This is a genomic window from Stutzerimonas kunmingensis (assembly GCF_900114065.1).
Lineage (GTDB): Bacteria > Pseudomonadota > Gammaproteobacteria > Pseudomonadales > Pseudomonadaceae > Stutzerimonas > Stutzerimonas kunmingensis.
In genome coordinates, this window is the sequence record NZ_FORS01000006.1 from 15,965 (window position 1) to 28,558 (window position 12,594).

Annotated in this window: 10 protein-coding genes and 1 pseudogene; 4 read left to right on the forward strand and 7 right to left on the reverse strand. The window is 53.5% G+C overall.

The features are described 5' to 3' along the window. The first annotated feature begins 26 nt into the window (after nt 1-26). Complete coding sequence (locus BM275_RS15075) at nt 27-2,993, forward strand: Tn3 family transposase (protein ID WP_013521180.1); 2,967 nt, start codon at nt 27-29, stop codon at nt 2,991-2,993. 32 nt (nt 2,994-3,025) lie between these two features. Continuing rightward, nucleotides 3,026-4,399: pseudogene (locus BM275_RS15080) on the forward strand (Tn3-like element ISPa40 family transposase); the annotation flags it as partial. On the opposite strand, the gene BM275_RS22645 reads toward BM275_RS15080, so the two are convergent. Continuing rightward, on the reverse strand, nt 4,368-4,727 hold the full coding sequence (locus tag BM275_RS22645; protein WP_473828330.1) for a DUF6088 family protein: 360 nt from the start codon (nt 4,725-4,727) through the stop codon (nt 4,368-4,370). The pseudogene BM275_RS15080 and the gene BM275_RS22645 sit on opposite strands and share 32 nt — an antisense overlap. After that, nucleotides 4,690-4,986 (reverse strand): helix-turn-helix domain-containing protein, encoded by a 297-nt coding sequence (locus BM275_RS15090; RefSeq protein WP_059309450.1) that lies wholly within the window; start codon nt 4,984-4,986, stop codon nt 4,690-4,692. The genes BM275_RS22645 and BM275_RS15090 overlap by 38 nt, the downstream gene beginning before the upstream one ends. 102 nt (nt 4,987-5,088) lie before the next feature. Between BM275_RS15090 and BM275_RS15095 the strand changes: the two genes are divergently transcribed. Continuing rightward, entirely contained in the window at nt 5,089-5,535 is a 447-nt protein-coding gene (locus BM275_RS15095; RefSeq protein ID WP_059309449.1) for a hypothetical protein, read from the forward strand. A 72-nt stretch (nt 5,536-5,607) separates the two neighbouring features. Then, complete coding sequence (locus BM275_RS22435) at nt 5,608-5,832, forward strand: BPSL0761 family protein (RefSeq protein ID WP_336606230.1); 225 nt, start codon at nt 5,608-5,610, stop codon at nt 5,830-5,832. A 179-nt stretch (nt 5,833-6,011) separates the two neighbouring features. Here the strand turns inward: BM275_RS22435 and BM275_RS15105 are convergent, their stop codons facing one another. From BM275_RS15105 to BM275_RS15125, 5 genes are all read right to left on the reverse strand, one after another. Further along, a complete protein-coding gene (locus tag BM275_RS15105; RefSeq protein WP_090522090.1) occupies nt 6,012-7,118 on the reverse strand; it encodes a sunset domain-containing protein in 1,107 nt (368 codons plus the stop codon). Nucleotides 7,119-7,503: 385 nt separating this feature from the next. Continuing rightward, nucleotides 7,504-7,911 carry a hypothetical protein gene (locus tag BM275_RS15110; protein WP_090522305.1) on the reverse strand — a complete coding sequence of 136 codons (408 nt, stop codon included), beginning with the start codon at nt 7,909-7,911 and terminating at the stop codon, nt 7,504-7,506. Then, on the reverse strand, nt 7,904-9,778 hold the full coding sequence (locus tag BM275_RS15115; protein ID WP_090522093.1) for a tyrosine-type recombinase/integrase: 1,875 nt from the start codon (nt 9,776-9,778) through the stop codon (nt 7,904-7,906). The genes BM275_RS15110 and BM275_RS15115 overlap by 8 nt, the downstream gene beginning before the upstream one ends. Then, a complete protein-coding gene (locus BM275_RS22080) occupies nt 9,778-11,439 on the reverse strand; it encodes a hypothetical protein (protein ID WP_139229579.1) in 1,662 nt (553 codons plus the stop codon). The genes BM275_RS15115 and BM275_RS22080 overlap by 1 nt, the downstream gene beginning before the upstream one ends. 2 nt (nt 11,440-11,441) lie before the next feature. Further along, nucleotides 11,442-12,581 (reverse strand): tyrosine-type recombinase/integrase, encoded by a 1,140-nt coding sequence (locus tag BM275_RS15125; protein ID WP_090522097.1) that lies wholly within the window; start codon nt 12,579-12,581, stop codon nt 11,442-11,444. Nucleotides 12,582-12,594 lie beyond the last annotated feature (13 nt).

Genomic DNA, 12,594 nt, shown 5'->3' on the forward strand with positions numbered 1-12,594 from the left:
TACGTTTTCAAGAAGAAGGAAACCGCATGCCCCGCCGTTCGATCCTCTCCGCCGCCGAGCGCGAAAGCCTGCTGGCGTTGCCGGACACCAAGGATGAGTTGATCCGTCACTACACGTTCAGCGAAAGCGACCTCTCCATCATCCGGCAGCGGCGCGGCCCGGCCAATCGGCTGGGCTTCGCGGTGCAGCTTTGCTACCTACGCTTTCCGGGCGTCATACTGGGCGTTGATGAACCGCCGTTCCCGCCCTTGCTGAAACTGGTCGCCGACCAGCTCAAGGTCAGCATCGAAAGCTGGGGCAAGTACGGACAGCGGGAGCAGACCCGGCGTGAGCACCTGATCGAGCTGCAAACCGTCTTCGGTTTCCGGCCCTTCACCATGAGCCACTACCGGCAGGCCGTCCACACGCTGACCGAGCTGGCCATGCAAACCGACAAGGGCATTGTGCTGGCAAGCGCCTTCATCGAGCACCTGCGGCGGCAGTCGGTCATTCTGCCTGCTCTCAACGCCGTCGAGCGGGCGAGCGCCGAGGCGATCACCCGCGCCAACCGGCGCATCTACGACGCCTTGGCCGAACCGCTATCGGACATGCATCGCCGTCGCCTCGACGATCTGCTCAAGCGCCGCGACAACGGCAAGACGACCTGGCTGGCCTGGCTGCGGCAATCCCCGGTCAAACCGAACTCGCGGCACATGCTGGAACACATCGAACGCCTCAAGGCGTGGCAGGCGCTCGACCTGCCCTCCGGCATCGAGCGGTCGGTGCACCAGAACCGGCTGCTCAAGATCGCCCGCGAGGGTGGCCAGATGACGCCAGCCGACCTGGCCAAGTTCGAGCCGCAGCGCCGCTACGCGACTCTGGTTGCGCTCACCATCGAAGGCATGGCGACCGTCACTGACGAAATCATCGACCTGCACGACCGCATTCTGGGCAAACTGTTCAACGCCGCCAAGAACAAACATCAGCAGCAGTTCCAGGCATCCGGCAAGGCGATCAATGCCAAGGTGCGGCTATTCGGACGCATCGGCCAGGCGCTGATCGAGGCCAAGCAAGCCGGCCGCGATCCGTTCGCCGCCATCGAAGCCGTCATGTCCTGGGATGCCTTCGCCGAGAGCGTCACCGAGGCGCAGAAACTCGCGCAGCCCGAGGACTTCGATTTCCTGCACCGCATCGGCGAGAGCTATGCCACGCTGCGCCGCTACGCGCCGGAATTCCTCGCCGTGCTCAAGCTGCGGGCCGCGCCCGCCGCCAAGGACGTGCTCGACGCTATCGAAGTGCTGCGCAACATGAACAGCGACAACGCCCGCAAGGTGCCCGCCGATGCGCCAACCGATTTCATCAAGCCGCGCTGGCAAAAGCTGGTGATGACCGACGCCGGAATCGACCGGCGTTACTACGAACTGTGCGCGCTGTCGGAGATGAAGAACGCACTGCGCTCCGGCGACATCTGGGTGCAAGGCTCCCGCCAGTTCAAGGATTTCGAGGACTACCTGGTGCCGCCAGCGAAATTTGCCAGCCTCAAGCAGGCCAGCGAATTGCCGCTGGCTGTGGCCACCGATTGCGACCAGTACCTGCATGAACGGCTGACGCTGCTGGAAACGCAGCTCACCACCGTAAACCGCATGGCGCTGGCCAACGAGTTGCCGGATGCCATCATCACCGAATCGGGACTGAAGATCACGCCACTCGACGCGGCGGTGCCCGACACCGCGCAGGCCCTGATCGACCAGACCGCAATGGCCCTGCCGCACGTCAAGATCACCGAATTGCTGCTGGAGGTGGACGAATGGACGGGCTTCACCCGGCACTTCGCGCATCTGAAATCGGGCGACCTGGCCAAGGACAAGAACCTGCTGCTGACCACGATCCTCGCCGACGCGATCAACCTGGGCCTGACCAAGATGGCAGAGTCCTGCCCCGGCACAACCTACGCCAAGCTGGCCTGGCTGCAAGCCTGGCACATCCGCGACGAAACCTACGGGGCGGCGCTGGCCGAGCTGGTCAACGCGCAGTTCCGGCATCCCTTCGCCGAGCACTGGGGCGACGGCACCACGTCGTCATCGGACGGCCAGAACTTCCGCACCGGCAGCAAGGCCGAGAGTACCGGCCACATCAACCCAAAATACGGCAGCAGCCCAGGGCGGACGTTCTACACCCACATCTCCGACCAGTACGCGCCGTTCCACACCAAGGTGGTGAATGTCGGCGTGCGCGACTCGACCTACGTGCTCGACGGCCTGCTGTACCACGAATCCGACCTGCGCATCGAGGAGCACTACACCGACACGGCGGGCTTCACCGATCACGTCTTCGCGCTGATGCACCTGCTGGGCTTCCGCTTCGCGCCGCGCATCCGTGACCTGGGCGACACCAAGCTCTACATTCCAAAGGGCGATGCCGCCTACGAGACATTGAAACCGATGATCGGCGGCACGCTCAACATCAAGCACGTCCGCGCCCATTGGGATGAAATCCTGCGGCTGGCCACGTCGATCAAACAAGGCACGGTGACGGCCTCGCTGATGCTGCGCAAGCTCGGCAGCTATCCGCGCCAGAATGGTCTGGCCGTCGCCCTGCGCGAGTTGGGCCGCATCGAGCGCACGCTGTTCATCCTAGACTGGTTGCAAAGCGTCGAGCTGCGCCGCCGTGTGCATGCCGGACTGAACAAGGGCGAGGCCCGCAACGCGCTGGCCCGTGCCGTGTTCTTCAACCGCCTGGGCGAAATCCGCGACCGCAGTTTCGAGCAGCAACGCTACCGGGCCAGCGGCCTCAACCTGGTGACGGCAGCCATCGTGCTGTGGAACACGGTTTATCTGGAACGGGCCGCGAACGCCTTGCGTGGCCACGGTCAAGCCGTCGATGACGGCCTGTTGCAGTACCTGTCGCCGCTCGGCTGGGAGCACATCAACCTGACCGGCGATTACCTCTGGCGCAGCAGCGCCAAGATCGGCGCGGGCAAGTTCAGGCCGCTACGGCCGCTGCAACCGGCTTAGCGTGCTTTATTTTCCGTTTTCTGAGACGACCCCGACTGGCAAAGGACAACGAACTACCCGATGCCATCCTCACCGAGTCCGGGCTAAAAATCACCCCGCTGGATTCCGCGGTGCCCAACACCGCGCAGGCGCTGATCGACCAGACCAGCCAGCTACTGCCGCGCATCAAGATCACCGAGCTGCTGATGGATGTGGATGAATGGACGGGCTTCACCCGCCACTTCACGCACCTGAAGGATGGCGCACAGGCGAAAGACCGGACGCTACTGCTAACGGCGATCCTGGGCGATGCCATCAACCTCGGCCTGACCAAAATGGCCGAGTCGAGTCCGGGCATGACCTACGCCAAGCTGTCCTGGTTGCAAGCCTGGCACATCCGTGACGAAACCTACTCGACGGCCCTGGCCGAGCTGGTCAACAGCCAGTTCCGGCATGCCTTCGCCGCCAACTGGGGTGACGGCACCACCTCATCCTCCGATGGCCAGCGTTTCCGTGCCGGCGGTAAAGGCGAGAGCACCGGCCACGTCAACCCGAAGTACGGTAGCGAGCCAGGACGGCTGTTCTACACCCACATCTCTGACCAGTACGCGCCGTTCAGCACCCGCGTGGTGAATGTAGGCGTGCGTGATTCCACCTACGTGCTCGACGGTCTGCTGTACCACGAGTCCGATCTGCGGATCGAGGAGCACTACACCGACACCGCTGGCTTCACCGATCACGTCTTCGCCCTGATGCACCTGCTGGGCTTCCGCTTCGCGCCGCGCATCCGCGACCTCGGTGAAACCAAGTTGTATGTGCCCAATAGCGTCCAAGACTACCCGACGCTGCGTCCAATGCTCGGCGGAACCCTGAACATCAAGCACGTCTGCGCTCACTGGGACGAGATTCTGCGGCTGGCCGCGTCGATCAAGCAGGGCACCGTCACCGCATCGCTGATGCTGCGCAAGCTTGGCAGCTACCCGCGCCAGAACGGCCTGGCCGTGGCTCTGCGCGAGCTGGGTCGGATCGAGCGCACGCTGTTCATCCTCGATTGGCTGCAAAGCGTGGAACTGCGTCGCCGCGTGCATGCCGGATTGAACAAGGGCGAGGCGCGTAACTCCCTGGCCAGGGCGGTGTTCTTCAACCGCCTCGGCGAGATCAGGGATCGGAGTTTCGAGCAGCAGCGCTACCGGGCCAGCGGCCTCAACCTGGTGACGGCCGCCATCGTGTTGTGGAACACCGTGTACTTGGAGCGCGCGACCCAGGCCCGAGAAGAGGCAGGCAAGCCAGTTAATCCTGAGTTACTGCAATACCTTTCGCCATTGGGCTGGGAGCACATCAACCTGACCGGCGATTACGTTTGGCGGCAAAGCCGCAAGCTGGAAGACGGGAAATTCAGGCCGCTGCGGCAGCTCGGAAAACCTTAGCGTACGATTTTTTCCGAGTTCTGCGGGCTCCCCTATAAACGCCACGAGCTACGCGCTCCAGACGGCCCGCTTGCACCAGCCTGGAGAGTGCTTTATCGACCGCCGCACGGGAGCCCAACTCTGCGAAGACCGTGCGCACGAAAGGCTTACCCTTCTTCATTCGCTTGATTCGGTGCGAGATTGCTTGTGCGACGGACATGGGAGCCTTTAACGACCTGACGCTCTGAAAGGAGTAGCGATCACAAGCCACCCCTCGCAATGCAAGGATCGGTAAGGCGCTACGCGGAAACCTATGATGCTGGCTCGGCCAGCAGCCTATCCAGCTCATCACCAACTCTCTTCAGGAGCGACTCATGGTCCCCAGGGCTCTCTGCTCCGAGCAGATAGGTAATGGCCAAGAGAGTGACTGGGTGGATGTCGAGTACCTTGCAGAGGCCATCAAGCTTTTCGAGCGTCGGGCTGGTAGCCGCCCGCTCCAGCATGCTGACGTACGTACGGCTGCTAACAATTGAAAAATCTTCCTGGGTCAGCCCCTGCCTCTGCCGAACCAATCTCAACGCTCTACTGAACGAATCCCGGACTTCCATTTTGCGCCCCGCAAAATGGAAAGATGAAGCGCGATTGAACAATATATGACTACAAAATATATTGTTCATCAATCGAGGTAAATTCTCATCAAGGAGCAGAAGGTGTTCAAAACCAATCGCAATGCGGAGCTGCTTCCTGGGCTCTCCAATGGTCCAGATGGCGTGCAGTTCTGGTCATTTGTCGAGCAAGAGGTAGCCTGGCCTTGGTTTTACCTTCAGATGGTCGAGGATGATGGCAAGGAGGCCTTTCGAAGCATGCTGATGGTTCCCACCCTCCCATTGCTTGAGCAGATCGTGGGAGCAAAAAGCGATCATGCCTGGATTGAACAGGCCCAACTCGTGACCCCAGCGCACATAAACAAGACGGGGCGCTGGATGATGGAGCCGCTGCTGGAGGTCAGCGTGATCCGTAACGAGCAAGGGCAAGAGCTTGGGTATGAGTATGTAGTGGAGGGAAATCGAACGTATTCCATCTCAGCAGACCAGCTACCAGACGGACAGCTAAACACTCACACGATCTTCTCTGCGGCATTGCATCTGCCGAACTAAAGACCTTTGACCTCATAAGCCGCGATCGCCCCCCCCCCCCCCGAACCATGCATGTCTGGAGAAAAAATGACTATGCCCCACGAACGTACCCGGGCAGTGGTACAGACGCACGATTTCTTGGTCGAGCTCTCTCGTGACACATCTCTACCCGAACGCGTTCGGCGCGATGCTCGCTTCCTCCTACGTCATTACCCAAACCGGAGTGAGATGCTTTTGGCCGGTCGGATTGAAGAGCATGCAGATACATTGCCAATTGGAGCGCTCGGCCCAGTGTTCAGCTCAACGTTGACGCGCTAGCGAAGACCACGACACACCCATCCGGTTGCTGGTGGTCACTGCAAGGTGCGCGCATAGGCACGGTCCGACTCCTAATCGGATAATGGGCAGCCGAAGCTGCCCTAGGTCACATTGATGCGTTCGACTGCCTCACTGCGACGGGGCTGTGACACCAACCTTTAGTCGGTGCATTAGATCTATCAGCGACAATTGCCGGCCAACCGGTACCCTGCGGCTTCTGCTTCCTGAGCACTGCTGAACTCCACTCGGTTCTTTGGTGATACATTGTCGTAGCTCGGGCAGCCCGGCCAGTGGAAAATGCGGGAGTTAGCATTTCCGCGGATATGGCCGGCATCGTCTATGTTGGAGGCGATGGTTGCAGTGCTCTTCTGAGCTTGAGACGGGAAAATCTGCTTCATTCCGCCCCCCGCAACTCGACTCCTTTCTGCCTCCGGTCGGACCGTTACAACCCCCTGGCGCAGCTTCGTATTTCCCAGGGTGACGAATACGGGAGCGTGATCACTCACGTGCTTCCGGCTTTTCTCATGGCTCCAGCCGATCATCCGGGGGTAGTCCATGATGCCAGCGTTATCCAGCTTCAGACGATGCGTCCTGGATACCCAGATGTTGTCGTAAAGATTGGCGTAGAGCCCTTCGCGTGCGGAAAGCGTGGTTGCTCCCTTTGTAATGAGGGGCGTTGCGTGCTGTGAGAGGCCGGAAAATGCGGGGTGAGAGGGAGGCATATTGAAGTCACCTACCAGCATGACCGGAGTTTCTGGGTAGATGCTTTCCAGCCACGCCCAGTAGTTCTCCAATTCCCTGACCTCCGACTCACGGTCTTGGGGACCTTTCCCGTACAACACGTGAATGCTGGCCACAGCAAATAACGTACCATCTCGTTTCGATTTAAATCGGGCGGATAAGGGCTCCCTAATAAAGCGATCGCCTCGATCCATGTACACGACTGCCCCGTCTTCGTATACGACAACGCTCTCACGCATGAGGAAAGCATAGAGTTCTTTGTAGGAGCGGGAGCCCACCGCATGGCTGACCAACGTCGACCATTGCTCCCCGGTCCGTTTCTCAAGCTCCGCCTCCAACTTTGTCAGCCCTTCCTCATTCATCACTTCCTGAATGGCTACCAGATCTGCTTTCCCTGCCACCTCGGCGAGTGCTGGAAAGCTCTTCTCCCCACCCTGTCCCAACCTCATGGCGTTCCAAGAGATCAGAGTCAGATCCGCTGCCGAGCTCAGAGAACTGACCAGAACAGTGCCAAAAAGCAATGCGCTATTGAAAAACCCTCTCACCCATTTACTCCTTTTGTTTGGGTATCAAACGTAATTGAATTTCAGCTATCGGCCGATTCTGTTGAAAAAAGCCGTCATGATTCTGCCCCATGAAAGAGCGTGAGCGACGTTAAAATCTGGTTCGCTCAAAACTTATTTTTTCGTAGAGGCGCCGAAATCTAATGTATTTTTTAACCGTTCAAAGCTGCCATCTCAAAAACCAACTTTTCCAACAGAATCGGCGTAAGAGGTTCTTCGCAAACAACTGCATCCATGCCAAGTAAAATCTCTAGCAGCTGCTTACGCAGGGGCACTTCATTATGCTTTTGACTAGGGAATCTTGATGCTAGAACTCTGGCATAACCGGACTAAGCCACTGCCATAGCTCGCCCTGAAATAATCATACTCACCCTCTGGACTTCAACGCTTTTACATTTTTTGAGTCGACAATAGCTCGAAGCATCCTCAGTTCTGCTTCGAGACTTTCGTTGATAGACACGAGTTTAACCTTCATAGCTTTCAATCCATTAATTTCCATACGGAGTGCCTTGATTACATCGCGCATCTCTCGCTGAGCTTCCAATCCTTTGACAATCTTTTCTCGATGCCCCTGACCGAGAGCAGTACGAATTTCTTCGGCAACACGGGGATAGCGATTATGGATTGTTGCACGACTCACACCTGCCTCTTCGGCAACCGAGGCAATAGATAACTTTCTACTAGATTCTACTATCCTCGTACGTCCATGCTGGATTCGCTTTAAAGCATCTAGCAACTTTTTTTCGGTTCCCGATATTCGATCTTCTTTAAGCATGACGAAGTCCCCCTTCAAGTAAAACACCGAGCTTAAGCTCCTCAATATCAACTCCAAGCTCTTGAAGGACGACTTCACACCGTCGAATATCGCTGTCAATTCGTGCACCCGCACCTGGGCCACAGTCATTAGCGATAGCTTTAAGCTCCAACATTTGAGCATATATGCCTACCCAATGTGGCAGCCGCGATTCATCGATAAGACTTTTCGAGCAATCACCGCATCGAGTTTTATCCAATACACTGCCACCGGAGCAGCCCGTACTATCTGCAGTACACCATGCAATACCAGTACTTCTCAGGTGCACAACCTCCGATACAAACTGAACCATTTCACGACGGCTTTTGTACGTCCGAATCGCCTCATCAGAGGATCGAAAAATACGAATGGTCTCTGCCAAACCACCAGAAACCAATGCGTCTTCTTCAAAAACACTTTCAAGCACCAGCATTTTTTCGTGACGCATTGCAACATAGATTTCATCAAACAGCTCTTTATCTCTAACTTGATCCTCTGCATATATCGCAGTCATATCCAGCGTCCAATGTTTGAAATGATCACGAAGATAACGAACATCACCGAGTTGACTGCGAGCCACATATCGAGCGAACGTCCTTCTAAATTGGTGTGGTGCGACATCCCAGTCAATATTATGAGCCAGCATAAACCGCTTTAACCTTGTCCTAATGGTTTGTGCAGCAAAAACTTGGAGTTTATGTGCATGACCTCCCCACCCAAGGAACAAAGAATCGAGATGCGCTTCATAATCATGCATCTCTATCAGATTACTTGCCGACTTAGCCAAATTGTATCTATCATTTAGCTCGGCACGAATCTCTGCGGTGACCTTCCCCGCAACATCTAGCGCTTCATGGGTAAGCTTTGTGACTAGCCAATCTACCTTACCCTCTTTGGTCTTTGTGGATACTCCAGACATCCAGTAGAACTTAGTACCATCTTCCCCATCACGTACGTAGTGAGCGCCTACTTTTAAGCTCATGAGCTCTGAAACTCTTATACCGCTCGTTAGAAGAATGACGATACTGCAGGCATCTAGCAGGAGATCTTTCTCAAGTCTCAACCCTAAAATGCCACCCCGGTATCCCGTAGCCGCAAGTCTTGCGTTTATAGTGCCAGAATAGGAATATTGCGCTTGCCAATCGGAAACCATTTCGGCAAGCGCAAATGTCTCGTCTGCGCGCTCTAGACGTGATACAGCCGCACGAAAAATTTCCGCGAGCTTGTTATCTGGAATTGGCAAGGTCTTTGATTGGAGCCAGTGAGCACGATTTGCGCCTGACAACTCAGTCGCGCTACTTTCAGGCCAAGGGTGCACCATGGGAGTAGCAGTAACTTTACTGAGCAGATGCAGTGTGTGCACTGAGCTCAATCGCGTACGAAGATAGGACTTGGAAAACTTATCACCAGATCTACTGCTACTATTTTTTAAATAATTAACATACTGCATACACAGGAATTCTGAAATTTCAGACAAGCACTCGACATAAGCACCAGCAAACTTCAAAAATAATGATACGTTTTTGAAAAATGAAATTAACGAAGATCCGACTGGTCGCACCCGGCCCTCTATGCCGTTTAAATAGTATTCAAGCATAACTATTTTCAGCACTGAGCGCCAACGCTCTGGAATCTTGCCGAACCGAATGTATTTATCGTGGTCAGCAGTCCCTGGTGGAAAAATCGCGTTTGGGAATCGCCAAACGTCATCCGCGAGGTAACTTAAGACTTTGTAAGTCCCGTCCCCTAGCCGTGTAGCGGTGACTGCTATAGGCAGGTGCGTGTGACCTTCATGAGCCTTTCTTAGTGCTTCTTGTTGATAATAGCTAACACCCTTAGCCAAAATCATTATGCCAACCCCAAAATTTCAGGATCTTTCCAAAATGGATGAGGATTCTGCCTAGCTTTTTCCCTGGCAGCCACAACAGTGGACTTATCAAATTTAGGCAAGATTTTTTCGTCAATAATTTTAATTATATGCCTATATAACTTCACCCATTTTTTTGCACCGATTCGCCCGCGTTCACGAACCAACAACCAATAGAAGCTTAATAATCTATGCAGGTCATCCGCAGTCACTACGAAAGAGCTGCAGCGAAAGCAGTTTAAGAACTCCACACAATGACTCCCATTCTTGGGAGCCCTGTGCCCGTTAACGGTATCCTTGCAACGGGCCACAGCGGTATTTACCTCTTTTACCTGAATAAGACCAAGATCGGCATGATTATTTTCGAGAAGTTCTTTATTACGAACCTCCCCCATCAACGCCCAATTTTTCTCAGCATCAGCCGGCGCCTCCAAATAACTATCTAAGAGGACTTTTGGAGTATTTCCAGCCAACATTGCAGTTAAAAAAGGATCATTACCTGAGAGCTCCCATATTTTATTGGTAAAGGTTTTCCTTAATCTAGATACATTAACAACCAGTCTATCACCATTATCAGAAATCAACTCATGACGAACTACTAGAGCCTCCAAAGCTCGATTAATAGTATTAATAGTTATAGGTGCCGGAGTTCTTTCATCAGGATTCTTTAAGGGACGCTCACGAACGAATAGCCTATCGTTCCACTCCCCCTTACTCCTTATGGAGCCATTCCTTTCTGCGACCATGTTTATAATGGCGGAAATATCGGGCATCACCACACTCAGGGTATCTACTTCATCATCCAGCGTTGACACAGCGCCACTGCTAACTGACTGATAGTTTACTTTATGAGCGCGGCGCTTATAAGTAATCAAAATACTACGATCACGCCTAAGCGGATGAGGAAGCAAACAACCCATGGAAAGTTCGATTAAAGGCGTTAGATTCAATCCAGTACGAGCTACTATTGCAACCGCACAAAAGGCCAAGCCCTCCGCCAAAATAGGACCAGACGCCTCTTTTACTGCAATCACCTCTCTTTTCAAAGCATTAATAACTTGTGTAAATTCTTTCTTTGAAAAAGCTTTTCCACTACTTTTCCTCCTATTGGAGTGCGGGTAAGGATTAGGAGGAAATATATCACTTGAAAGTAACCCACACCTTACCAACTCGCCAAGCACTGACTTACAGCAGGTGTAAATATTTTTCTGAGTTGTATACCCAGCACCAGAGGCCTCGAGATATCTAATAAAAGATGCAACAAACCCCCTATCAATATGTCGCAAACCTATCTCGCCCTTCATAGCCATTGACATAAATGAGCAATAGCATAAAAAGCTTCTCGAAACGCGCTTTGCATAAGTAATAATACTCGCCACGGACTTAGTCTTACCTTGCGAAGCTATAGCAGACCCGAGCAGCACTTCGATGACTTGATGGCAATAATAGGTAACCTCATCACACCCTGCACCATAATATCGCCCGAAATCCAGTTTCCGCACTGTCAACGGACTTTCCGGAAAGTTAATCACATAACTCTCCGGAACAAAATTAATGGCCTTTGACAGATGATCCGCGATGATATGGCTAGATGAGCCTTTATTTATCACCAGAGCAGCAGAAGAAAAATCTTTGCGCGCCATATTCATATTCTTCCAACACAGACAGAATCAATAAATTCTTGATACTCCCCCATAACATCATCTTCGATCATAGAAATTAAGTGCAAGTACCTCTGCGTAGTAGCCACACTGGAGTGGCCGAGCCTATCCCGCACATATAGCAACGGATCTATAACACTCTTACGCCTGCGCATGTCATGGAGTGTATGCGTCGCATAGGTATGGCGGAGCATATGAGGAGTGACTGTGAAAGGAAGCCCCAGATCTTTCCACATATGATTTAGACTCTGGCCTTTAGGACTGTAAGGCACACCATACCTGGATAGAAACAACGGAATTGACTCTACACATGAGGTCTGCATACTCCGATTACGCTCATGAATTTTGTACTGCCAGAGTGCCGCCATAAGCGAGCGAGGGATGTCAATCTCCCGCGCCTTATTCCCCTTAAGCTCCATATCCTTTGGACTACAGAAAACCCTAAAGTGAGAACCACCTTTAGATATTTGAGCGGGATCAAATATATAGGAGCTTGGAAATGTAAGGAGCTCTTCCTTCCTCAATCCACTGCTTAGGGCTAGTCGTGCAATAAGCTTTTGAGTAGAACAACTTACGGCATTTAAAAAAATTCTAACCTGCTCTTTAGTTAGAATTTTTATTGCTGTTCTCTTCCCCTTCACTAGTACATCTGGAGAAGCGACATATCCTCCAGTTACATCCACATGAGCCAAAAATACAGAATGAACTGCGACCCTTACTGTTTCAACATCATATGGAACCCTTTCTATCCAACCTTGGCGCCTTGCATAGTTATAGAAAGAGCAAACAACTCGCAGTCTAAGATTTATAGTGTTTTCGCTATGCCCGCAACTACGCATCGACCAGTCACGGTATGCAGCCAGTGGGCTCGAGCCCAGCTCAAAAAAACCAACATCTCTCCAGTCTCGATTGGCAGCATTTAGAAAACCTAAATAGTCGTAAAGGGCTTGCCCGTATGAGGCCCATGTATGTTTACTTTCAACTCGCCCCCTGTGAAGGCAGCGGTAAATCAAGAAGGCGCTTATCTCGGGAATTGACCGTAGTTCTGCCGTTAGGATGATAGGAAATCCTGGGTAGCTAACCCCGTTTATTTTGAACCCCTCATCTGCGAAGACCAACTCCATCTCACCCGCCCCA

Bases quoted from the DNA above. Each gene is read 5' to 3' on its own strand.
- BM275_RS15110 (WP_090522305.1), bottom strand. From the start codon at position 7,911: ATGCTTAAAGAAGATCGAATATCGGGAACCGAAAAAAAGTTGCTAGAT.
- BM275_RS15115 (WP_090522093.1), bottom strand. From the start codon at position 9,778: ATGATTTTGGCTAAGGGTGTTAGCTATTATCAACAAGAAGCACTAAGA.
- BM275_RS22645 (WP_473828330.1), bottom strand. From the start codon at position 4,727: ATGAGCTGGATAGGCTGCTGGCCGAGCCAGCATCATAGGTTTCCGCGT.
- BM275_RS22080 (WP_139229579.1), bottom strand. From the start codon at position 11,439: ATGGCGCGCAAAGATTTTTCTTCTGCTGCTCTGGTGATAAATAAAGGC.
- BM275_RS15090 (WP_059309450.1), bottom strand. From the start codon at position 4,986: ATGGAAGTCCGGGATTCGTTCAGTAGAGCGTTGAGATTGGTTCGGCAG.
- BM275_RS22435 (WP_336606230.1), top strand. From the start codon at position 5,608: ATGCCCCACGAACGTACCCGGGCAGTGGTACAGACGCACGATTTCTTG.
- BM275_RS15125 (WP_090522097.1), bottom strand. From the start codon at position 12,581: ATGGAGTTGGTCTTCGCAGATGAGGGGTTCAAAATAAACGGGGTTAGC.
- BM275_RS15075 (WP_013521180.1), top strand. From the start codon at position 27: ATGCCCCGCCGTTCGATCCTCTCCGCCGCCGAGCGCGAAAGCCTGCTG.